The organism is Anaerobutyricum hallii DSM 3353 (assembly GCF_000173975.1).
GTDB classification, from domain to species: Bacteria; Bacillota; Clostridia; order Lachnospirales; family Lachnospiraceae; genus Anaerobutyricum; species Anaerobutyricum hallii.
In genome coordinates, this window is sequence record NZ_ACEP01000056.1 from 1 (window position 1) to 22,712 (window position 22,712).

The following is a 22,712-nucleotide window of genomic DNA, read 5'->3' on the forward strand; positions in this document are numbered from 1 at the left end:
CTTCCAGAGGGCGTCTCCTTTGCCTGCGGCAAATTCCTATTTATCTTTTCTATCTTGCAGCTATGCATTTTTGTTTCTTTATTATAGTTTATGCCTACAAGTAGTATTTCTCCTGTATACTTTGCTTTTTCTGCTAATTTTCCTTTAAAACGTAAAATATACTGTTTATCTTTGATTTGCTGGATTGCTTCTTCTGGGGATGCATCTACTTTTAATTCTAGTATAATTGCAGAAATGTTCTTTTTCTCCGGATAAAAGATAAAATCTACATATCCTTTTCCCGCTTTATCTTCTCTCTCAACACGGTATTTGTCTCTTGCTGCCAGATATACAAGATTAACTATGGCAGATAATTCTATTTCATTGTTATAAGATAGAATAGGAGATTCTGTATTATGAGCATACTCCAAAATTTCTGCCATTGTTTGTGTATCTCCAGCTAGTGTTGCCTTTAGCATTCTTTCAGATTCTTTTGCTAACCGATATACATATCCCAAACTTTCATTTGTTAAAAGGAGTTCGTTATATTTGTACATCAGTTCTCTGTTTGGAATAAAGACTTCTCCATCTTCATAAGTAAGTAACCCGTATATGACCATTGCAGAGTATATCTGGTTTTTTGTTGTTAATTCTTCTGCGGTGGCCGCATACTCTTGTACTTTCGCCTCTATATGTTCGCCGGAAATCATAAGAATAAAGTCTTCTCTGACTTCATCAATATTCCCTTTGATATAATAAAATATTTCATCATAGGGACCAGAACCTGTCCAGTAACTGCCTAGCTGGTTATCTGATAAAGCACAGATAATTGAACGGGGATTATAAAGCTGTTCACCCGATGCCGTACAATATCCATCATACCAGATTTTTAAATCATGTCTTGTAATTCGTGGTCGAATTGTGGTTTCACTATAAATTTGAAACAGTTTATCTACCTCCTCTTCTGAAAATCCAAAATAAGAGCTAAACCGTTCTCTTGTTGCCATGTTATATTCCACAAACATATTTAACTCTGAAGCGGCAGAGTATTTGGCTATTGGAAGTATTCCGGTCATATAAGCAAGTTCTACATATACCTGATCTTTCAGTAAGTTTTTAAGAAAAAGCAGGTATTCTTGTCTTTCTTTTTGGGAAATAAATGGCATATGAAATACTGCATCCCATTCATCCATTATAAACATAAATTTACGATTTGTTTTTTGAAAAATTTTTGCCAGGATATCCCAAAGTGACATTTCTTCTTTCAATTCTAATTCGGGAAATTCTTCAAGCAAATCTTCTTTTATTCCTGTTTTGATTCTATTAATATATTCTTCATAAGTTTGGCAATTCTCTGGAAGCCTGCTGAAATCAATATAGATAACATCATATTTATTTATATATTCTTCATATACCGGGCTTTTTGCTATCGCAAGATGTTCAAATACAAAACTACTATCTATTGCCTTGCCAAAATATGACGCTACCATATTTGCCATTACGGTCTTTCCGAATCGACGGGGTCTTGTGATACACAAAAATCTTTGTTCTCTTCCTATTGATGGAATCAATTCTTCTATTAACATCGTTTTATCTACAAAGTATTTATCCAGGGCTGTTATCTTATATGCTTCAAATGGTGCAGTACTGTTTAAAAAGATACCCATTATATCACCGTCCCTTCTTAAAAGATATCATTTGTATTATAACATCCTTATGGGAATTCTACTATTAAAAATTGGAATTTGCCGGGGTGAGTAAACAGACGAACCCCCAGAGAGAATATCCCCTATATCTGTGACTTTATTTATCAAAAGAGGGCGTCTCCTTTGCCTGCGGCAAATTCCTATTTTTGTAACACTTTTGTTATACATTCTTATCCCACCTGTAAAGAAAAATAACACTTCTGTTATGGTACTTCCACAGCAAAAATATTATAATAAAATTATAAGAAATGTAGTACAGAAGATAGCATTTAAAGCACATTAAAAAAGCATTTAAATAGCGTATTATCTACACCACATTCTAAGTTCAAAAGGCAGGAGGGATTCCCTATGAAGAAAAGATTAAGTACAATTTTAGCCACATTACTCATGACAGTAACACTTATTCCATTTGCTCCAGTACATGCAAAGGCAGCATCAGCAGATGTGACCAGACAGATGGCAGGGAATCGTCAGATAAAGGATATCAGTAAGAAGATGACAGCATATACGACAGCGATGAACATAAGCGTATGGTCCACTACCAAGCCAGTAAAGATGAAACTTAACGATAATCAGAAGTTATCCATTGCCGTATTCGTAAGATATAATTACAAAGGTGACTACAGCTATACAGCGAAGGAGCTTCGTTCCGAGACTAAGAAGCTTTTTGGTAAGAGCGCTTCTGTCAGCAAGATTAAGAGCAGCAAGAAAAATAAGAATCAGGCAATGTTCGTATGTAGCTCCGACAGTAAGTTTTATAAAGATCCATACATGTACTGTGGCGGAGACTTCGGAGATACGATTCCAGATTATAAGATTAAAAAGGTTGTACGCACTGGTAAGAATATCTACACCGTAACAACACAGAACCGTTTAGGATGCTACGGAGAGAAGGGCAGAACGAACATCGGCACAACAACACTGAAGTTGAAGAAGACAGCAGCAGGATACGTTGTAAAAGGAGTTCGCTATCAGTATAACGGGAAGTAATGAACCCCATTAAGTAAGTAAAATGAGAGATAGAACCTTATAAAATAAAGGAGACATATCAAAGCAGTTTAGCAGCTGTCAGATATGTCTTTTTTTATCCCAGAGAGTAAGGATTTTCCAGAAAAATACAATGTATATGTGGACGTTAAAAGGAATAAATGATATAATAAATTACCATGTACTCTCGGAGTCTTTCTTGCACTTGCTTTTGTGAAAAGATTCCGAGAGTACATTTACCGAAATAAGGAGGCTGTAACAATGAATGATTTACGTTCTGCAATTAAACATAATTTTTTGAAACAGATTATTTTCCGTTTAGATTATGAAGGTGTTATGGAAGCAGATGTTGAAGGATGTATTTTGTCTTTGAGACAGAAATTTTTTGATGCAGGTTTTATAAACATGGGGAAACGAACGGAAAATCAATTTGATTTACAGGTAAAGATGGATTTAAACATTCCTGAAGGAAATCAATTTTCTGTAAGTAATAATAATAAGAATTTAGTATATATTTTTTCCTCAGATAATAAAGAAATACTGGAGATAAGCAAGAGCTTTTTTACCCTTACAGTCGATATTGACCAGACTTATGAAACATTTGACAAATATATCGTTTTACTTGCCGAAAGCATGGCAGTTATTAAGTCTGTATCCCCATATTTCCAACCATTAAGAATTGGATTACGAAAAATAAATATTTGTTTTTTAGATAATTTAGCAGATTTGCCATTATATTTTACAAAAGCAGCATTTAATGCGAATGATGTGATTGAACAATTTTCAGAATACGATTATATAGCCTCGAACATGGTAACAATTTTATCTAAGGATAATTACCAGGCAAATTATGTTAGGAATATTCAAGAAGGTATGGTTCAACAAGAAGATGGAAATCAGAAAACAACATATCAGATCGTCATAGATGTAGATGTGTTCAAAGAGGGGAATAGAGAAATATTACCAATGCTTTCTGATGAACAAATTATAAAAAATACTTTACAAATACAAAACACAATCGAATTTGAGATATTTATTAAATCATTAAGCGATAAATTAATTCAAGCGTTGAAACAGGAAGTTTTTCAGGATGATGTAATCAGAGGAGTGGTTTAAAATGATGAAGTTTGTATCGAAAAGTAGAAATCCATATGTAGCACAGCAAGAGAATATAAAGAAAGAAAGTGTAAAAGGACAATTTGTTTCAAAGTCTCAGGCAGGTACAATCCATATGTTTAGGGATAATACCGCTAATATAGTAGGGAAAAAAGTGGAATTTAAGCATGTATAGTTATGATATGCATTTATCTGGAAGAAGTATATCCAGATATAAGCAAATAATTTATTTTGAGAAACAATTGCTTATCGAAACGTATATAATAGGTTACAAAAGTCAGGGAGAGTCAATTCTGTTTTTTATAAAGACAGATGGAGGAATTAGTTTTTCTGGTCTGATTGATTGCTTTTGTTTAAAGGATATTGATAAGGTTAGAGATGTTTTAGAAGCAAATAAAATAACTGCATTGGATTTTATTTGTTGGACACATCCTGATTGGGATCACTCAAAGGGTTTAAAAAGTATTATTGATAATTATACATCAGAAAAAACTCATATATGGATTCCTGAAAGTGTTGAAATGGGTGAAATAAAATGTAGCAAAGAAGTTAGAGAACTTTTTCAATACTTAAAGGAATGTACGGTTAATTGCAGTACGGAATATAATGTATATTCAACATCGGATAGGAAAGACATGATGTGTTATAATTCTATATCTTTTCGAAAAGATACGAATAATTTCCCTTTGGAGCTAGTTTCATATGCACCTAATTCTAAGCTTGTTCGTAAGCAAACTTATACGGATAAATATATAAAAAATGACAGATCAATATTTTTTGTTTTATCTCTGGGAAGTGTAAGAATTTTTTTCACTGGGGATATAGAAGACGATACTATAGAGAAGATACCTGCAAATTTTTTTGGAGAACATATACATATTATGAAAATACCGCATCATGGATCAGGCAGCTCGGTTAAAATGTTGGATTTAGGATGGGATGGATGTGATATTGCCTGTTCCACTGTCATGAGAAAGGGAAATGATTTACCAGTAAAAGATGTTATGGAACAGTATAAGAAGAATGCACAGCTATTACTATGTACGGGAAAATCTAATAAGGAAAAAGAAGAGGAAGACTACGGAGTAATAAGAATTATAACTGATGTTATAGAAAACAAATTTTCTATAGACACAGAAGGAAATGCAGAAATTTGGAATAGTATATCAGATGTGAGATGACTTCTGCCGCCTACAGGTGGTGTGAGTCAATCAATCCTCCATCTAATATAGCCTCCGGCGCATCTCACAGCAAGAATGACGAAACATTCTTCTTGAATTAAGGGCATCACATATGTGTGGTGCTTTTTTTTATCTAATAATTTTACAAAGTATACATTATATATATACAAACAGTAAAAAATGACAAGGAAATAACACAGATAAAGTAAAGTTTTAGTGGAAAATTGAAAATGTAGTCTGACATGACCAAAAATAGACAAATTTAAAGGTCGAAATTGGTCATATTTAAGAATACTATAAATAAGAAATATATGGTATACTTTATTCACTATGAAAAGGTGTGTGGTTTTATTAAAATTTATATAAGAAGAATCAATACATCAGAATATTTTAATTTACATCTATAGTTCAACTCTGAATCATTTGTGTACTGTCTGTTAAGACACACCAAAAAAGTATGAAAACAGGATTATCATATAAGAAGTATGGATTTTGCGGGGATAGAAGTTCATTTATAGGATAATCAGCACAAGAAAAATAAGATTGGGGAAAGTATATGTATAAGAAGAGTGTACAGGGCTGGTTGAAGCACCTGGATTTCATGATCCTGGACGTAGTCTGTCTTTGGATTTCTTTTACGCTTGCATTCGGTATGCGGCATGGGTCGCTGAATGTATTGGCGAATTCTTTATACCGTGATATGATGTGGAGTCTTGCTCTCATGAATATCGTGGTAATCTTTTTCTTCGATTCGTTGAAGAATGTATTAAAACGTGATTTTTATCGCGAATTTACTGTGACGGTCAAGCAGACCTGTCTCATCACTTTATGTTCCGTAGTTCATTTATTTACATTTAGATCTGTATTTAAAAATGCAGAGGATTATCCTGTGCTGAGGCATTTACTATGTTAAATGATCCTGCCAGATAGTCAGCTTAAAGAAGCATATGATAAATTTTTAAAAATAAAAGAGAAAAGTATGAAAGAAAGGGAAGAAAAGATGAGTACGATTAAAAAAAATGGCTTAGAAAGAGAATGTACTGAGTCAGAAGGGAAAAGGCATGGTTTCCGGTTCAGACACTGGAAAGTTATCGCAATGTATTTGGTATTATATGATATTATTGCAGTGAACCTGTCTTATTTTTTCGGATTATGGCTGCGTTTTGATTTGCGATATTCCCATATTCCGGCAGAATATATGGATGCATTTGTAAAGTTTGCACCGTTTTATACAGCATTTGTCCTTATTATGTTTTATGCATTTAGGCTGTATAACAGCTTATGGCGCTTTGCCAGCTTCAGCGAATTGAATCGTATTTTTGCTGCAACAGTAATCACAACGATATTTCAGGTTGTTGGCATTACCGTCTGCTTAGAAAGAATGCCATTATCTTACTATATCGTTGGATGCGGCATGCAGTTTGCATTAACATTACTTGTTCGATTTGCATACCGCTACATTACGTTAGAGCGTACGAAGATGGAACATTTACAGGAAGCGGACAGTGTTCATCGGGCGATGATTATCGGTGCCGGAGCGGCAGGACAGGTTATCTTAAAAGAATTAAAAAGTTCCAATCTTGTAGATGCGAGACCTTGCTGCGTTATCGATGATAACAAAAACAAGTGGGGACGATATATGCTCGGTATTCCGATTGTCGGGGGAAGAGATTCTATCTTAGAAGCGGTAGAACGGTATAACATTGACCAGATTTTATTTGCCGTTCCGACAGCCAGTCCGGAAGAAAAGAGAGACATTTTAAATATCTGTCAGGAAACAAATTGCGAGTTAAAGAGTCTCCCGGGTGTATACCAGCTTGCAAACGGCCAGGTATCTTTAAGCAAGCTGAAGCCGGTCGCAGTAGAAGACCTCTTAGGACGTGAGCCGATCAAGGCAAACTTAGACGAAGTATTCCAATATATTCAGGGGAAAAAGGTTCTTGTAACAGGAGCCGGCGGAAGCATCGGTTCCGAAATCTCCCGTCAGGTAGCCGGACATCATCCAGAACAACTGATTCTCTTTGACGTCTACGAAAACAGCTTATACGACCTTGAACAGTGGTTAAAGAGAACTTATCCGGACTTAAACATGATCGCGCTTACAGGCTCTGTACGTGACAGCCGGAGAATCTGCCAGGTATTTGCACAGTATAAACCAGATATCGTATACCACGCAGCAGCACATAAGCATGTACCATTAATGGAAACATCACCGAACGAGGCAATCAAGAATAATGCCGTTGGAACATATAAAACAGCTTACGCAGCCATGATCAACGGCTGCCAGCGATTCGTACTGATCAGTACAGACAAAGCGGTAAACCCAACAAACATCATGGGAGCCAGCAAGCGTATCTGCGAAATGATTATCCAGTCTTTTGACCGAATGATCAAAGAAGGAAAAGCACACGAGATGCCAATGCTTTACACACACGGTGAAGAAGAGAATGGCATCATGCATCAGATTCGCCAGAAGAAATTTATTCCAAGAACAGAATACGTCGCAGTACGTTTCGGAAACGTACTCGGAAGCAACGGTTCCGTAATCCCACTCTTCAAACGTCAGATTGAAGAAGGCGGTCCGGTAACCGTAACTCATCCGGACATCATCCGTTACTTCATGACCATTCCGGAAGCCGTAAGCCTCGTACTTTCCGCAGGAACAAACGCCGAAGGCGGAGAAATCTTCGTCCTCGACATGGGATCACCGGTAAAGATCGACAGCTTAGCAAGGAATCTGATCCGTCTCTCCGGGCATGAGCCGGATGTGGATATAAAGATTGAATATACAGGACTGCGGCCGGGAGAAAAACTCTTTGAAGAAAAATTAATGGCAGAAGAGGGATTAAAGAAAACGAAAAATAAATTAATCCACATCGGCTGTCCAATCCCATTCAACACCGAACAGTTTCTTCATCAGCTTACTGTCTTAATGAAAGCTGCCTACGATAATGACCAAAATATCCGCGAGATGGTAGAACTGATCGTTCCTACCTATCATCCGGCAGGAAAGAACGGAAGCGAGAATAAAGGCAAGGTTTATGAGCTGCAGCGCAAGATGATGGAACAGGCTGCGGTGGCGAAGGAAGTGTAAGCAGGGCAGTTGGAAAGATAAGCAAAAGTAAAGTATGAACAAAAGAAATTTATAATAAATGCAGAAAGAAGGATAAAAGAATGAAAATTCCATTTTCACCACCAGATATAACAGAAGCAGAGGTAGAGCAGGTAGCAGAAGCCTTAAGATCAGGCTGGATTACAACAGGACCAAAAACAAAGGAACTTGAAAGACAGGTAGCAGATTTGTGTGGAGTAAACAGAGCAGTATGCCTTAGCTCTCAAACAGCCTGTGCAGAAACAACATTAAGAGTTTTAGGTGTTGGCGAAGGTGATGAAGTGATTGTTCCAGCGTACACTTATACAGCGAGTGCATCTGTTGTGTATCATGTAGGAGCAAAAATCGTTCTTGTAGATGTACAGAAAGATTCTCTGGAAATGGATTATGATAAACTGGCCGAAGCAATCACAGAAAAAACAAAGGTAATTATTCCAGTAGATTTAGGAGGAGTACCTTGTGATTATGATAAAATATTCTCTATTGTAGAGGCTAAAAAGTCTCTATTCCATCCTGTGAACAAATTACAGGAAGCAATAGGAAGAGTTATTGTAATGACTGATGCGGCACATGCATTTGGTGCCACATGGCATGGAAAGCCAGTTGGAAGTATTGCAGATTTTTCAAACTTTAGTTTCCATGCAGTTAAGAACTTTACAACAGCAGAAGGTGGAGCAGCAACATGGAGAGATATTGAAGGTATTGACAATGAAGAAATCTATCATCAGTATCAGTTGCTTTCTCTTCATGGTCAGTCTAAAGATGCTTTAGCCAAGACCCAGCTTGGAGCATGGGAATATGATATTGTAGGACCATGGTACAAATGCAATATGACAGATGTTGTTGCTGGAATTGGTTTAGCACAGATGAAGAGATATGCTGGACTTCTTGAAAGAAGAAAGGAAATTATTGGGAAATATGATGAGGCATTTAAGCCTCTTGGCATCGAAGTGTTAAATCATTATACAGAGGAGCATCAGTCATCAGGACATCTGTATATTACAAGAATTCCGGGAATTACTCTGGAACAACGTCATGAGATTATTGTAAAAATGGCGGAGCAGGGTGTAGCTTGTAATGTACATTACAAACCATTACCAATGATGACAGCTTATAAGAATCTTGGATTTGATATTAAAGATTATCCAAATGCTTATAAAAGATTTGAAAATGAAATCACATTACCATTACATACAAAATTAACTGATGAAGAAGTTGAATATGTAATTGAAAAATACAGTGAGATTGTGAAAGAGTACATTTAAGAATTATAAATGAATTTTCAGGAAATGTGAGGATTGAGTATGAAAAAATGGAAAGAACTTCCTAAATTCATGCAATGTGATGAAGTAAAAGAGTATTATGATATACTTTCTAAAAAAAAGTTAAGCTTAAGATTAAAGAGGGCTTTTGATATTGTAGCAGCAACTTGTATTTTAATGATTACAGCAATTCCAATGATTATCATAGCAATTAGAATTGCTACAGAGTCAAAGGGAGGTGTATTTTATCGACAGGAGAGAGTTACTACCTATGGAAAAAAGTTTAAAATACATAAATTTCGCACAATGGTTGCTAATGCAGATCAGATAGGATCTGCAGTAACGGTTTCTGGAGATAATCGAATTACACCAACAGGAGCTTTTCTCCGAAAGTATCGTCTGGATGAACTTCCTCAAGTATTTGATGTACTTTCAGGTAATATGAGTTTTGTAGGAACAAGACCGGAAGTGACCAAATATGTAAAAAAATACACTAAAGAAATGAGGGCAACGCTTCTGCTTCCGGCAGGAATTACAAGTGAGGCGAGTATTCGTTATAAAGATGAAGCAGAACTCCTTGATGCTGCAGATGATGTGGATCGAGTTTATGTGGAAGAAGTGCTTCCAGGAAAAATGAAGTATAACCTTCAAAGTATTAAGAAATTTTCTTTCTTAGGAGAGATAGTTACGATGTTTAGAACTGTATTTGCAGTACTTGGAAAGGAATATAGATAATGGAGATGTCTGGATGGAGAGCAGTATTTGAAGCAGATATGTATCGATATGGAGCTTCTAAAGTTGATAAATATATAAAAAAATGGAATTATTTTTTTAGACGATGCCAATATGCAAGTGGGGGGAAAAAAATTATTTGGCATTTGTTGTTGTTAAAACATGGTACAAAACATGGAATTGAAATAGATTATCCTGTTAAGATTGGTAAAGGATTATTTATCGCACATCCATACGGAATAACAATTAATGATAAATGTATTATAGGAATGAATTGTAATATCCATAAGGGAGTAACCATTGGTCAAGAAAATCGAGGAAAGAGACAGGGAACTCCTATAATAGGGGATAATGTTTGGATTGGGATGAATGTGACAATAGTCGGAAATATTAAAATTGGTAATGATGTATTAATAGCACCAAATACTTATTTAAATTTGATGTACCAAGTCACTCGATAGTGTTGGGAAATCCGGCGAGAATAATTGTTAAAGATAATGCAACTAGCGAGTATATAAATAATATTGTAGGAGACCAGTAATTATGATAGATGGATTAGTATCAATTATTATGCCATCATGGAACACTGAAAGATTTATTGCAGAAACAATTAAGTCTGTTATTAATCAGACATATACAAATTGGGAGTTACTTATTGTAGATGATTGTTCTACAGATAAGACAGATGAGATTGTGGCTTCATTTAATGATAATAGAATTAAGTATTTCCATAATGAGAAAAATTCTGGAGCCGCATTAACCAGAAATAAAGCATTAAGAGAAGCAAAGGGTGAATGGATTGCTTTTCTAGATTCAGATGATCTTTGGATGCCAGAAAAGCTAGAACACCAGATTGATTTTATGAACAAAAATGGTTATAGTCTTTCATTTACTGAATATGAAAAGATAGATGAAGACTCTAAACCATTGAATATTTATGTATCTGGTCCAGATAAAGTGAATAAGCGTAAGATATATAACTATGATTATATTGGTCAGCTTACTATGATGTATAGCACTAAAGTGTTTGGTCTTATTCAGATTAAGGATATTAAGAAGAATAATGACTATGCGATTAGATTACAGCTTTATAAGAAACCAGGCACTTGTGCATATCTTCTTAAAGAGAATCTTGCGAAATATAGAGTAAGAAAAGTAAGTATTAGTCATGATAAATTTAGAAGAAAATTTAAGAGCCATTATGATTTGTTCCATATGTGCGATGAGAAGCCTGCAGTAGTAGCTGCATGGTATACATGCTGGAATATGTTTTTTGGTGTGTTAAAGAAGAAGAATTACGAAAGAGGATAAATATGAAAAAAGTTTGTGTTATTGGTCATTTTGGATTTGGTGAAAATTTATTGAATGGTCAAACTATTAAAACCAAAATAGTAACAAAAGAATTGGATAAACAGTTTGGCGCAGATCAAGTTGTAAAAATTGATACTCATGGAGGAGCTAAATCGCTTCCATCTGTAGTATTTCAAATGATCAAAGCATTTATTAAATGCGATAACATAATAATCTTTCCAGCACATAATGGTATAAAGATATTTGTACCATTATGTAACTCTATCAATGTATTCTTTCATAGAAGGTTACATTATGTTGTAATTGGTGGTTGGCTAACAGAGTTTTTGAAGAAGCGAAAAAATTTGACTAAAGCGTTGATGTCATTTGATGGCATTTATGTGGAAACCAATACTATGAGAAAAGCATTAGAAATACAGGGATTCAACAATGTGTATGTGATGCCGAACTTTAAAGACTTGAATATTCTGAAAGAATCGGAACTTGTTTACCCTAATACGGAGCCGTATAGCCTTTGTACTTTTTCGCGTGTCATGAAAGAAAAAGGAATAGAAGATGCTGTAAATGCCGTGAAAACAGTAAATGAACACTTTGGCAGAACAGTTTACACTTTGGATATTTATGGCCAGGTGGATTCTGCACAAACGGAATGGTTTAATGAGCTAGAGAATACATTTCCGTCGTACATTAAGTATGGAGGACTGGTTCCTTTTGATAAAAGTGTCGAGGTGTTGAAAAATTATTTTGCCCTACTTTTTCCAACATATTATGAAGGAGAAGGTTTTGCAGGGACACTTCTTGATGCGATGGCTGCAGGTGTTCCAGTGGTCGCAAGTGATTGGCGTTATAATTCAGAAATTGTGAATGAGAAAAATGGATACGTGTATCCAGTTCATGATAACTATGCTTTTATCGATACACTCATAAATGTAGGAAACAATCTAGACTTGCTTCTTTCCAAGAAGCCATCTTGTTTGAAAGAAGCAGAAAAATACAGAGCAGAAAATGTCATCCAGTGTCTGATCTCTAAGTTCTAGAATTAGGAAAATAGTATCAAATAAGACATTATTTTAATTAGGACGGTGAAGAAAATGAATAAGTATTTTAAGTGTGATTATTATCGTATGACTGGTGAAAAATGGAATCCAGTAAAAGGCACTTTAATCATGCTATTACGCTATGATATTAGATATCTATATTTAATTAGAAGAAAAAAGACAAAAATTCGTACACTATTCGCAATGAGAGCAGCTAGAAAATACGGCTTAGAAATTCTAAGCGATAATGTTGGCCCTGGATTATATCTTGGACATGCTCATAACATTAATGTGAGTCCTCTAGCTAAAATTGGAAAGAATTTTAATCTAAATAAGGGATGTACTATTGGTCGAGAAAATTGTGGAAAAAGAATAGGTGCACCTACTTTAGGTGATGGTGTTTGGGTTGGATCAAACAGTATGGTAGTAGGTAATATTCATACTGGTAATGATGTATTAATTGCCCCTAATGCATACGTAAACTCTGATGTTCCAGAACATTCTATTGTCATAGGAAATCCTGCAAAAATTATAAAGAAAGAAAATGCAACAGATAGTTACATAACGATGAGGATATAGTAAATGAAAATAATACAAATAATACCATTGCTTGATCTAGCTGGTGCAGAAACAATGTGTGAGAATCTTACTAACAGTTTAATCAAGTTAGGACATGAGGTTACTGTTATTAGCTTATATGATTATCATTCTATTATGACAGAAAGAATGGAAAAAAATGGAATCAAAATCATTTATTTAAATAAAAAAAGCGGTTTAGATTTATCATTAATATTTAAACTGGTAAAGATTTTTAAAGAATATAAACCTGATGTTGTACATTCTCATCTTTATGCTGCAAAGTATGCACATGTAGCTGCATCAATATGTGGTATAAAAGCTAAAATCTATACTATACATAATATTGCACGAAATGAAGCTGGTAAGATGAATAGAACTTTTAACCGTTTTCTATTCAAGAAGTGCCATGTAGTACCTGTTTCATTAACTGAAGAAATTCAAAAATCTGTAGCTGATGAATATAATATCGATTTTAAGAACACACCAGTGGTTTTTAATGGTGTATCTATGGAAAAATGTCATAAAAAAAATGACTATAGTGGAAATAGTAGAATACTTCATATAGGTAGATTTTCAAAACAAAAAAATCATGAAGTTCTAGTAAAAGCATTTTCTAGAGTTGTGAACAGCGGTAGTGATGTTTCTCTCTATTTGTATGGGCAAGGTGAATTAGAAGAAGCTATCAAAGAATTAGTAAAGAACTTAAATATGGATCAGAATATATTTTTTTGTGGACTTACAGATGATGTTTATTCAGTTATGGAAAGTAGTGATATATTTGTATTACCATCACTCTTTGAAGGTATGCCCATGACACTTATAGAAGCCATGGGTACTGGTATGCCAATACTTGCATCAAATGTGGGTGGTATACCTGATATGATTGAAAATGAGAAGTCGGGCTTACTTTGTGAGCCTACAGTAGATGGAGTTGCAGCAGGCTTAGAAAGATTAATTTCTTCTGCAGATGATAGAAAATTATATGGCCAAAATGCAGTGATCAGTTCAGAAAAGTTTTCTGCAGATAAAATGGCTAAAGATTATTGTGAAATATATTTAAAAGCATGTAAGGGGTGATAGTAATGAAACTTGTATTTATTACTCCAGGAATGACTTTTGGAGGAGCGGAAAGAGTAATATCAATACTCTCTAATATTTGGTGTGATATGGGACATGATGTTTCTATATTTATTACTTCTTCAGATAAACCTTCTGCTTATAGGTTAAATGAGAAAGTAAAAGTAGAATATTATGATGATTATAGAGTAGATGGAGTGTCACATTTCAAACTAATCTCTTCTATTAGAGATTTTGTTGATAAGGAAAATTCAGATTGTGTTCTTTCTTTCATGAATGATGTATGTGCTTATACAATTCTTTCATTAACTGGTAAAAATATTCCAATCATTTACTCTGAAAGAAATGATCCAAATAAAACTAATCAAAGCAAAGTTGATAAAATATTTCGTAAAATCGTAGAGTTTGGTGCATCTCATATTGTTTTTCAAACAGAAGGAGCAAAACAATGCTACTCAAAGAAAGTACAAAGAAAATCAAGTATTATTTTAAATCCTGTGGAATTAAGTAGAATACCTGAACGTAAGAAAGAAGATATTAATTATTCTGAGATTGTAACTGTAGCTAGATTAGAACCACAAAAAAATCAAGAATTACTTATAGATGCATTTAATATAGTTAGTAATAAACATAAGGACGTGGTATTAAAGATATTTGGTGAAGGATCTTTAAAAAAGAAATTACAAAATAGAATTGATGAACTTGGATTAAAAGACAAGGTGTATTTGATGGGAACAAAAAGTGATGTTTTGAATTGGATTAAAGAATCTTATTGTTTTGTTCTAACTTCTGATTTTGAAGGATTACCAAATTCGTTAATTGAAGCTATGTGTATGGGTATTCCATGTATTTCAACTGATTGTTCACCAGGTGGAGCTAGACAGTTATTAAGTGATGACAGAGGATTAATCGTACCTTGTGGAGATAAGGAAAGATTAGCAGAAGCAATCAATATATATTTGGAGAATAAAGATATTGCGGCGCAGTATGGACAAGCTGCCTATGGATTAAGAAAAGAAATTGATTGTAACAAAGTTGCAAAAGAATGGCTTAAACTTATGGAGAAAATTGTAAGAGGAGAGAATTAGCATGAAAATATCATATAAACAGATTACTTATACTGTTATTGTTGTTTTCTTTTCAGTAGCATTAAATCCAGAGTGGAGCGCAAATCCAATATTATGGTGGTTGAGTTTTTTCTCTGTTTTAGCAGTAATAAGTATAGCAAATAGTTTTAAAATTAATTTTAAAATTAATTTATTTAAAATATGGCTGATATCATTTGGGGGAATGTGTTCCATTTCGATTATTTATGCTATAAATCGCTCAGTATCATTTGACTGTATTAAAACATTAGTTATATTATTTATTATTTTATTTTTAGTTGATGAGGAAATAGATTCACAAGATGAATTAGAAACATATATGAAATTATTCTTGATATCATTATTTATTATGATGATTTATGTGTTGGTCAAAGTAGATCTTAAGAGTTTTCAATTAGCACAACATGGGGAAGCCACTACTGGATTGTGGAATGGAAATGATGTTGGTATGAAATGTGCATTATTTATAATAGTAATGTTATATTTTTTGAATAATAACACAAAAATAATACAGCGAATAGTTGTGTTGATATCTATGGTGATTCCAGTTGTTTTGTTATATTATACAGCTTCAAGAAAAGCTTTTTTAATGGTGGTATTAGGAATTAGCTTATTCTACTATTTAAAACATCCAAATAAAAAAATTAGGAATTTGATTGTTATATTTATGAGTATATATTTTTTATATATCTTAATCATGAATAATGATGTTTTGTATAATGCTATTGGATGGAGAATTGAAGGAGCATTAGCATTGGTTAACAAAAGTGGTAAGGTAGACAGCAGTGCGTTGTTACGAAAAAAATATATAGATGTTGGAATTGCTGCTTGGAAGAAATCTACAGTACTAGGTTATGGTATTGATAATTTTAGAATTATAAATTTAACGGCGACAGGGCATCTTACTTATTCACATAATAATTTTATAGAAATGTTAGTTGGAGTAGGTGGGATGGGATTTCTTATTTATTATTTTTATTATATTAAGTTATTATACGAATATTTGAGAATTTATTTAAAACATCACGCAACGCAGATTCTTAATGTTATGACAATATGTTTTATTTTAATGTTTGCTATGCAATTTGCTGTTGTTTCTTACAATGCAATGGAGCAGGGACTTGTAATTTTATTTATGTCAAAAGCAGTAGAATTCAATAAAAAAAATGAAAATTATGCAGTATTACAAAAGAAAGGTAGAAGGCGAGGAGAGGTAAATGTATACTCGAATATTTGATGCATTAAATTATAGAAAGATGCTTAATTGGCTTCCAGATAAGGCTTTTTTGAAAGCAGCGTTTCGTGCAAGGTTTGGAAGAAAACTTAATTTAAATAAACCAGAAACTTTTAATGAAAAAATGCAATGGATGAAATTATATAATAGAAAACCAGAATATACAATGATGGTAGATAAATATTTGGTTAGAAATTATGTTAGAGAAAAAATAGGTGAAAAATATCTTATTCCTCTATTAGGAGTTTGGGATGATTCGGATAAAATAGATTTTGATAAATTGCCTATGCAGTTTGTTCTTAAATGCAATCACAACTCCGGACTTGGTATGTGCATATGCAAAAACAAAAATAATTTAGATATAAATCAAGTGAAGAATGAACTTAGAAAAGGTATGGAACAGGACTATTATTTAACGGGAAGAGAATGGCCTTATAAAAATGTACCAAGAAGAATAATTGCTGAAAAATATATGGTTGATGAATCGGGGTATGAATTAAAAGATTATAAATATTATTGTTTTGATGGTAAAGTTAAAATTGTAATGATTAACTCAGATAGAATGTCCTCAGAAAAAACAAAGGCAAATTATTTTGATGAAAATTATCAACAATTAGATTTTGTGTGGGGATATGATCATGCAAAGATTCCTCCGGCTAAACCTGAAAAGTTTGAAGAAATGAAGTGTTTAGCTGAAAAATTATCAGAAGGAATACCACATGTTAGAATAGATTTCTATCAGACACCAAATGGAATTTTCTTTGGTGAAATGACTTTTTTTGATGGTTGTGGATTTGATCCTATTGAACCAATAGAATGGGATTATAAGATTGGAAGTTGGATAAAACTTCCAATGGAATAGGTGAATAGTATGAATATAATAATAGGAGCAGATTTAGTTCCTACTAAATCTAATATAGAATTATTTGAAAAAGGTGATGTTGATACATTAATTGGAAGAGAACTTACAGATATTATTCGAAGTGCAGATTATAGAATTTTTAATTTGGAAGTGCCATTGGTAAATGAGAGTAGCCCTATAAAGAAATGTGGACCGAATCTTATCGCACCAACGCAATGCATTTCAGCATATAAAGCAATGGAAATTGATTTATTAACACTTGCGAATAATCATATATTAGATCAAGGGATAAAAGGTCTTGATAGTACTATTAAAACATTAAAAAAAGCAGATATTTCTTATATTGGCGTAGGTAATTCAATTAAGGATGCATCCAAACCTAAAATAATAAATTGTGAAGGGAAAAAAATAGGTATTTATGCATGTGTTGAGCATGAGTTTACGGTTGCCACAGAAAAAGAAAGTGGAGCTAATCCAATAGATTTATTAGAAACGCCAGATCATATAGTAGAATTAAAAAAACAATGTGATTATGTGATTGTGTTGTATCATGGAGGTAAGGAACAGTATCGATATCCTTCTCCTAACTTACAAAAAACGTGTCGTAAATTAGTAGAAAAAGGAGCAGATTTAGTAGTATGTCAGCATAGTCATTGTATAGGTTGTAGAGAAGAATATTTGCAAGGAACGATAGTATATGGACAAGGTAATTTTTTATTTGATGATGAAGAAAATGAATACTGGCAAACATCATTATTGATAATGATTTCTGATGATTTTGAAGTGAAGTATATTCCTCTTAAAAAGAATAAAAATACGGTTCGTGTTGCTAAAGAAAATGAGGCAAAAAATATTTTAGAGCAGTTTAATATTCGTAGTGAAGAATTAACTGATTCTAAAAAAGTAGGTCAACATTATGATGAATTAGCTGAATACTATAAAAATTTTTACTTATTAAATATTATGAAAATAAAGCGTGGATTGTTATATAGAATAATTAATAAACTGACTAAGGGTCTTTTGGAAAAAACTATAATTGATGCAGCTTATAATAGTACGTACAAATATACATTGAGAAATTATGTCGAATGTGAAGCACATAGTGAATTGGTTTTACATATTTTGAAGAAACTATAAAATATTACAAATTCTTGCATCAATTATATGCCATATTTGGCTTATAATTATCATGGAATAATAGATTTACAGAAACTATTAATTTTAGATATTTTGAGGGATATATATTATGGAAAAAATTGCAATATTAGTAGTGTATTATGGTGAATTTCCACCCTATTTTGATTTATGGATACGTTCATGTGAGTACAATCAAACGATAGATTTTTTTATTGTAACTGATAATAAATTTGATGATTTACCAGATAATGTAAAAATTATCAATATTACTCTTGATGAATTTCGCAAATTAGCAGAAAAAAAATTGCATAAGAAAGTTAGGATTGATTATCCTTATAAATTATGTGATTTCAAACCTCTATATGGTCATATTTTAGAAGACTATTTGTCCGATTATGACTATTGGGGTCACTGCGATGTTGACTTGATTTTTGGAGATTTGAGAAGATTTTTTAGTGAATATAAAATAAATAAATATGATAGATTTTTGCATTTAGGACATCTTTCATTATACAAGAATACACCAGAGTGTAAAGAATATTATAAACTTGATGGTAGCGCATGCGGAAACTGGGAAGAAGTTGTTACAAATCCACGCAATTTTCTTTTTGATGAATGGAGTGGTGTATATGGTATATATCATAAGAATAATATTTCTATGTTTGAAGAGAGAATATTTGCGGATATTTCTATGATATATAAACGTTTTAGATTGGCTCTGGATGATCCAAATTATAATAAACAAGTCTTTTATTGGGAAAATGGACATATATATAGAAAATATTGGATTGATGGAAAATCCTTTAAAGAAGAATTTATTTATATTCATTTTAAAAAACGTAAGTTTAATAAAGAAGGGTTTGATGCATCTACTACAACGGCATTTTATATCGGCCCTGAAGGTTTTACGGAGAAGACCGCATCCGCAACGATGGACGATGTTAAAAAAATAAATCCGTATTATGGAGAAAAATATGAGTTAAAAGAATTACGTCATATGCAATGGGAGGAAAAAAAAGAATGGTGGAAAAAACGAATAAACCAGCTATGGAAAAGAGAATAAATTCTCTGTGGCTATTAGATGTTTTTAGAGGGCTTTCAGCGTTATTGATTGTATTATATCACTATACCACACAATATGATAAATCCATAGGACACTTGGCAAAGTATAATTTTTCCTTTCCTTGGGGATGCCATGCAGTTTACGCATTTTTTATGTTAAGTGGTTTTCTTATAGTATATACATATAAAGAAAACTTTAATATGGTGTCATTTTTGAAAAAAAGATGTGTGCGTTTATATCCAATGTTTTGGGTATGTATGGTAGTTACAACAATATATATGGCGTTTATCTTTCCTGAAAGAGTGCCTTCAGTGAGGCAATTTCTTCTTAATATCACAATGTTCCCCACTCTTTTTGGCTCAACAGCTATAGATGGTGTTTACTGGACTATGCCAAAAGAATTAATTTTCTATATTATATTTGCGATTATAGCATGTGGGGGGGGATTAAAAGGAAAACAAAAAGCTAAATGGTTGTGGTTATGTATAGTAATCGAAGTAATATGTTTGATATATTGCTTTGGACCATTTGATTTACCAGCGCAGTGGGGAATTATATTTTTTATGATTCCGGATTATATGTATGTTTTTTTAGCAGGATGTGCGGTGTATTATTTGAATTATACAGAAAATTTGCAACAAAAAGGAATGATGATAATATATTTAATCATTTGCACAGTTGTATGTAAGTGCTTGTGTTCTGAGAGTACTTTCATTTTTTTTATTTTCTCCTTATGTATGTTAATCTTGTGTTCTCGAGAAAAGACAAATCAAAAAACAGAAGGGATGAAACAGATATTACGCCCGTTTATTTTTCTTTCGGAAATTTCGTATGTATTATATCTTACACATCAATTTATTGGATTTGGAATTATTCGAAAGATGGAAATGCAGGGGATGACAGCGGAAGTGTGGATATTATTACCAATTGCGCATGCGATTCTTCTTGCAACTATATTACATTATGGTGTTGAATTAAAAATAAATCAAATGCTAAAAAGATGTTTTGCTAAAATATAAAGTAGTAGAATTACATGAAAATAAAATTGATTTTATTGAGATATTATAATGGGGTAATTCATGAAAAAGAAAACAGTTATAGAAAATTTAGTAGTTTCAACATTGACACAATTAATAACTTTAGTTCTTGGAATGATTCTTCCGAGGCTTATTTTACTAGCTTGGGGCTCAGAATATAATGGTTTATTGAGTTCAGTAACCAATATTTTAAGGTACCTTTCGTTGTTAGAGGCAGGATTTAATACAGCAACATTGCAGGCGCTATATAAGACTGTAGGTCAGGATGACAAAGAGCAAACATCAATAGTTATAAGAACATCACAACATTATTATCATCGGATTTCAGTGGTTTATGCGATGATGGTATTATTGATTTCAGTAGTATATCCTCTGATAATTTCATCGGAGATTCCATATTGGGAAACATTTGCGATTATTATCTTGCAAGGAGCAGTTGGTGTAATTAATTTTGCATTTAGAGCTGCGTATCAACAATTGTTAAATGCTGAAGGAAAATACTATGTAATATCATTGATTACACTTTTAACAACTGTATTAACATATGCAGCTAAAATAGTATCTATTGGATATTTTGGTAGTGTTGTAATTATGCAGATTATGAGTGTTGTTGTAATTATAGTGCAGGTTATAATATATGCAATATACTTTAATAGAAGATATAAATGGATTGATAAAAATGCTCGATTAGATGAGTCACTGCTTGAAAATAGAAAGTATTATTTTACCCAGCAAATAGCAGGATTGATTTTTAATAGTACAGATACATTTGTTCTTTCAGTTTTTTGCGGTCTTAAAGTTGCAAGTGTTTACGCAACTTATAACTTGGTATATACTGCATTAGCTCAAATTATTTCATTGATTCGTGGTAGTACAAGTTTTGTCCTTGGACAATCCTTCCACAAAGATAAAACATTTTTTGAAAAAGTATACAATGCATATAGTGCAATGCAGTCAATGATAGGAGGTATAATGGCCTCCATTAGTATGGTTTTAATTATCAACTTTGTAAAATTATATACGCAGAGTATAACCGATATTAATTATATAGATTTCATTGCGGCGTTAATATTTTCATTTAACTTAATGTTAGAGTGTTCACGTGGTGCAAGCTTGGCTTCAGCCAATATAGCAGGAAAAGCTCCTGATACAACATGGCGTTATATATTGGAAGCTGCAATTAATTTAGTAAGTTCTCTTATTTTGGTTAACTTTATAGGAATGAAAGGTGTACTTCTTGGCACAGCGATTGCAGGAATATATAGGACAACGGACTCTATTATTTATACAAATAATCATGTTCTTAATCGTTCCTCTAAATATGAATTTAAAAATGTTATTATTGATTTTATTCTGTTTTTTATTATAGTTTATGCGAGTCATAATATTATAAGTGTTAATGCAATAAATTACATAGAATTAATTTGCTATGCAATAGGAACAGGAATTGTTGTTACGGTTGTATATGGAGCTGCATTTATTTTATTAAATAAAAATGAAGCACGAGATTTAATAAAAGCGATAAAACAAAATTAATATTATAAAAATGGTGATTTCTTGGGAAGATTAAGAATTAACAAATATAATTGTAAGAAATCAATAGGGTACCTAGCTTAGTGGTTAAAGCATTCCCCTTCATAAGTATATAATACTTGATTATTGTATATTTATGAAGGGGAAAAGCGAAGGTTCGAATCCTTCGGTACCCATTATGAAGTGAATTAAAGATATATTAAAAATACTTGGAGGAAAAGATGGGAAAATACTTTGGAACAGACGGTTTTCGCGGAGAAGCGAATGTAAATTTGACAGTAGACCACGCACGTAAGGTAGGCCGCTTTTTAGGCTGGTATTATGGATAATTAAAAAAGCAGAATGGGGACAATACACCAGCGAAGATTGTTATCGGTAAGGAGATACCCGCCGTTCAAGCTATATGTTTGAGTATGCGTTGGTTGCCGGGCTTACAGCCTCAGGTGCAGATGCGTATCTTTTGCATGTAATAACAACTCCTTCTGTGGCTTATGTAGCAAGAACAGAAGATTTTGATTGTGGTATTATGATTTCTGCCAGCCATAATCCATACTATGATAATGGTATCAAGCTGATTAATGGCAATGGAGAAAAGATGGATGAAGCTACAATTCATCTTGTAGAAGCTTATCTTGATAGCGAGTTGGAAGTATTTGGTCAG

General features: G+C 33.0%; 21 protein-coding genes, 1 tRNA gene and 1 pseudogene. 22 read left to right on the forward strand and 1 reads right to left on the reverse strand.

Annotated features, from left to right (window positions below; all coding sequences use genetic code 11):
* Positions 1 to 1,646: AAA family ATPase (locus EUBHAL_RS05045; protein ID WP_005345802.1), on the reverse strand; the 1,646-nt coding region annotated here is incomplete at its 3' end.
* Positions 1,647 to 2,033: 387 nt separating this feature from the next.
* On the opposite strand from EUBHAL_RS05045, the gene EUBHAL_RS05050 reads away from it, so the two are divergent.
* The 22 genes and pseudogenes from EUBHAL_RS05050 to EUBHAL_RS16735 form a co-directional block, all read left to right on the forward strand.
* Complete coding sequence (locus tag EUBHAL_RS05050) at positions 2,034 to 2,675, forward strand: hypothetical protein (RefSeq protein WP_005345806.1); 642 nt, start codon at positions 2,034 to 2,036, stop codon at positions 2,673 to 2,675.
* A 258-nt stretch (positions 2,676 to 2,933) separates the two neighbouring features.
* Positions 2,934 to 3,788 (forward strand): TIGR04255 family protein, encoded by an 855-nt coding sequence (locus tag EUBHAL_RS05055; protein WP_005345809.1) that lies wholly within the window; start codon positions 2,934 to 2,936, stop codon positions 3,786 to 3,788.
* A 1-nt stretch (position 3,789) separates the two neighbouring features.
* Positions 3,790 to 3,963, forward strand: a complete 174-nt coding sequence (locus tag EUBHAL_RS15875) for a hypothetical protein (RefSeq protein WP_005345811.1) — start codon at positions 3,790 to 3,792, stop codon at positions 3,961 to 3,963.
* Positions 3,956 to 4,969, forward strand: coding sequence for a ComEC/Rec2 family competence protein (locus EUBHAL_RS05060; RefSeq protein ID WP_005345812.1), 1,014 nt, complete (start codon positions 3,956 to 3,958; stop codon positions 4,967 to 4,969). The genes EUBHAL_RS15875 and EUBHAL_RS05060 overlap by 8 nt, the downstream gene beginning before the upstream one ends.
* 556 nt (positions 4,970 to 5,525) lie before the next feature.
* Positions 5,526 to 5,882, forward strand: a complete 357-nt coding sequence (locus EUBHAL_RS05065; protein ID WP_005345820.1) for a hypothetical protein — start codon at positions 5,526 to 5,528, stop codon at positions 5,880 to 5,882.
* Complete coding sequence (locus tag EUBHAL_RS05070) at positions 5,883 to 8,063, forward strand: polysaccharide biosynthesis protein (protein WP_005345822.1); 2,181 nt, start codon at positions 5,883 to 5,885, stop codon at positions 8,061 to 8,063.
* Positions 8,064 to 8,143: 80 nt separating this feature from the next.
* The gene (locus EUBHAL_RS05075; RefSeq protein ID WP_005345825.1) at positions 8,144 to 9,346 is read left to right on the forward strand and encodes a DegT/DnrJ/EryC1/StrS family aminotransferase; all 1,203 of its coding nucleotides are present in this window, start codon (positions 8,144 to 8,146) and stop codon (positions 9,344 to 9,346) included.
* A gap of 39 nt (positions 9,347 to 9,385) precedes the next feature.
* Positions 9,386 to 10,078: a sugar transferase gene (locus tag EUBHAL_RS05080; RefSeq protein WP_005345828.1), complete on the forward strand. Its 693-nt coding sequence runs from the start codon at positions 9,386 to 9,388 to the stop codon at positions 10,076 to 10,078.
* Positions 10,078 to 10,536: an LbetaH domain-containing protein gene (locus EUBHAL_RS05085; RefSeq protein ID WP_005345831.1), complete on the forward strand. Its 459-nt coding sequence runs from the start codon at positions 10,078 to 10,080 to the stop codon at positions 10,534 to 10,536. Before EUBHAL_RS05080 ends, EUBHAL_RS05085 begins: the two co-directional genes overlap by 1 nt.
* An 82-nt stretch (positions 10,537 to 10,618) precedes the next feature.
* The gene (locus tag EUBHAL_RS05090; protein ID WP_005345833.1) at positions 10,619 to 11,386 is read left to right on the forward strand and encodes a glycosyltransferase family 2 protein; all 768 of its coding nucleotides are present in this window, start codon (positions 10,619 to 10,621) and stop codon (positions 11,384 to 11,386) included.
* A 2-nt stretch (positions 11,387 to 11,388) separates the two neighbouring features.
* Positions 11,389 to 12,423 carry a glycosyltransferase gene (locus tag EUBHAL_RS05095; RefSeq protein ID WP_044922081.1) on the forward strand — a complete coding sequence of 345 codons (1,035 nt, stop codon included), beginning with the start codon at positions 11,389 to 11,391 and terminating at the stop codon, positions 12,421 to 12,423.
* Positions 12,424 to 12,477: 54 nt separating this feature from the next.
* Positions 12,478 to 13,002, forward strand: coding sequence for an LbetaH domain-containing protein (locus EUBHAL_RS05100; protein ID WP_005345836.1), 525 nt, complete (start codon positions 12,478 to 12,480; stop codon positions 13,000 to 13,002).
* Positions 13,003 to 13,005: 3 nt separating this feature from the next.
* On the forward strand, positions 13,006 to 14,079 hold the full coding sequence (locus EUBHAL_RS05105; RefSeq protein WP_005345838.1) for a glycosyltransferase: 1,074 nt from the start codon (positions 13,006 to 13,008) through the stop codon (positions 14,077 to 14,079).
* A 5-nt stretch (positions 14,080 to 14,084) separates the two neighbouring features.
* Complete coding sequence (locus tag EUBHAL_RS05110; protein ID WP_044922084.1) at positions 14,085 to 15,167, forward strand: glycosyltransferase; 1,083 nt, start codon at positions 14,085 to 14,087, stop codon at positions 15,165 to 15,167.
* A gap of 1 nt (position 15,168) precedes the next feature.
* Positions 15,169 to 16,422: an O-antigen ligase family protein gene (locus EUBHAL_RS05115; RefSeq protein ID WP_005345841.1), complete on the forward strand. Its 1,254-nt coding sequence runs from the start codon at positions 15,169 to 15,171 to the stop codon at positions 16,420 to 16,422.
* A complete protein-coding gene (locus tag EUBHAL_RS05120; RefSeq protein WP_005345843.1) occupies positions 16,403 to 17,281 on the forward strand; it encodes an ATP-grasp fold amidoligase family protein in 879 nt (292 codons plus the stop codon). Before EUBHAL_RS05115 ends, EUBHAL_RS05120 begins: the two co-directional genes overlap by 20 nt.
* 9 nt (positions 17,282 to 17,290) lie before the next feature.
* On the forward strand, positions 17,291 to 18,418 hold the full coding sequence (locus tag EUBHAL_RS05125) for a CapA family protein (RefSeq protein ID WP_005345845.1): 1,128 nt from the start codon (positions 17,291 to 17,293) through the stop codon (positions 18,416 to 18,418).
* A 109-nt stretch (positions 18,419 to 18,527) separates the two neighbouring features.
* Positions 18,528 to 19,481 carry a DUF6625 family protein gene (locus EUBHAL_RS14710; protein ID WP_005345846.1) on the forward strand — a complete coding sequence of 318 codons (954 nt, stop codon included), beginning with the start codon at positions 18,528 to 18,530 and terminating at the stop codon, positions 19,479 to 19,481.
* Positions 19,421 to 20,500 carry an acyltransferase family protein gene (locus EUBHAL_RS05135; protein WP_005345849.1) on the forward strand — a complete coding sequence of 360 codons (1,080 nt, stop codon included), beginning with the start codon at positions 19,421 to 19,423 and terminating at the stop codon, positions 20,498 to 20,500. The genes EUBHAL_RS14710 and EUBHAL_RS05135 overlap by 61 nt, the downstream gene beginning before the upstream one ends.
* A gap of 60 nt (positions 20,501 to 20,560) precedes the next feature.
* Entirely contained in the window at positions 20,561 to 22,054 is a 1,494-nt protein-coding gene (locus tag EUBHAL_RS05140) for a lipopolysaccharide biosynthesis protein (RefSeq protein WP_005345865.1), read from the forward strand.
* 66 nt (positions 22,055 to 22,120) lie between these two features.
* A tRNA-OTHER gene (locus EUBHAL_RS15880) sits at positions 22,121 to 22,227 on the forward strand.
* A gap of 45 nt (positions 22,228 to 22,272) precedes the next feature.
* Positions 22,273 to 22,712, forward strand: a pseudogene (locus tag EUBHAL_RS16735) (phosphoglucosamine mutase); the annotation flags it as partial.

Bases quoted from the DNA above. Each gene is read 5' to 3' on its own strand.
- EUBHAL_RS05105 (WP_005345838.1), top strand. From the start codon at position 13,006: ATGAAAATAATACAAATAATACCATTGCTTGATCTAGCTGGTGCAGAA.
- EUBHAL_RS05070 (WP_005345822.1), top strand. From the start codon at position 5,883: ATGATCCTGCCAGATAGTCAGCTTAAAGAAGCATATGATAAATTTTTA.
- EUBHAL_RS14710 (WP_005345846.1), top strand. From the start codon at position 18,528: ATGGAAAAAATTGCAATATTAGTAGTGTATTATGGTGAATTTCCACCC.
- EUBHAL_RS05080 (WP_005345828.1), top strand. From the start codon at position 9,386: ATGAAAAAATGGAAAGAACTTCCTAAATTCATGCAATGTGATGAAGTA.
- EUBHAL_RS05090 (WP_005345833.1), top strand. From the start codon at position 10,619: ATGATAGATGGATTAGTATCAATTATTATGCCATCATGGAACACTGAA.
- EUBHAL_RS05065 (WP_005345820.1), top strand. From the start codon at position 5,526: ATGTATAAGAAGAGTGTACAGGGCTGGTTGAAGCACCTGGATTTCATG.
- EUBHAL_RS05135 (WP_005345849.1), top strand. From the start codon at position 19,421: ATGGGAGGAAAAAAAAGAATGGTGGAAAAAACGAATAAACCAGCTATG.
- EUBHAL_RS05140 (WP_005345865.1), top strand. From the start codon at position 20,561: ATGAAAAAGAAAACAGTTATAGAAAATTTAGTAGTTTCAACATTGACA.
- EUBHAL_RS05100 (WP_005345836.1), top strand. From the start codon at position 12,478: ATGAATAAGTATTTTAAGTGTGATTATTATCGTATGACTGGTGAAAAA.
- EUBHAL_RS05095 (WP_044922081.1), top strand. From the start codon at position 11,389: ATGAAAAAAGTTTGTGTTATTGGTCATTTTGGATTTGGTGAAAATTTA.
- EUBHAL_RS05120 (WP_005345843.1), top strand. From the start codon at position 16,403: ATGTATACTCGAATATTTGATGCATTAAATTATAGAAAGATGCTTAAT.
- EUBHAL_RS05050 (WP_005345806.1), top strand. From the start codon at position 2,034: ATGAAGAAAAGATTAAGTACAATTTTAGCCACATTACTCATGACAGTA.
- EUBHAL_RS05125 (WP_005345845.1), top strand. From the start codon at position 17,291: ATGAATATAATAATAGGAGCAGATTTAGTTCCTACTAAATCTAATATA.
- EUBHAL_RS05085 (WP_005345831.1), top strand. From the start codon at position 10,078: ATGGAGATGTCTGGATGGAGAGCAGTATTTGAAGCAGATATGTATCGA.
- EUBHAL_RS05115 (WP_005345841.1), top strand. From the start codon at position 15,169: ATGAAAATATCATATAAACAGATTACTTATACTGTTATTGTTGTTTTC.
- EUBHAL_RS15875 (WP_005345811.1), top strand. From the start codon at position 3,790: ATGATGAAGTTTGTATCGAAAAGTAGAAATCCATATGTAGCACAGCAA.
- EUBHAL_RS05055 (WP_005345809.1), top strand. From the start codon at position 2,934: ATGAATGATTTACGTTCTGCAATTAAACATAATTTTTTGAAACAGATT.
- EUBHAL_RS05075 (WP_005345825.1), top strand. From the start codon at position 8,144: ATGAAAATTCCATTTTCACCACCAGATATAACAGAAGCAGAGGTAGAG.
- EUBHAL_RS05110 (WP_044922084.1), top strand. From the start codon at position 14,085: ATGAAACTTGTATTTATTACTCCAGGAATGACTTTTGGAGGAGCGGAA.
- EUBHAL_RS05060 (WP_005345812.1), top strand. From the start codon at position 3,956: ATGTATAGTTATGATATGCATTTATCTGGAAGAAGTATATCCAGATAT.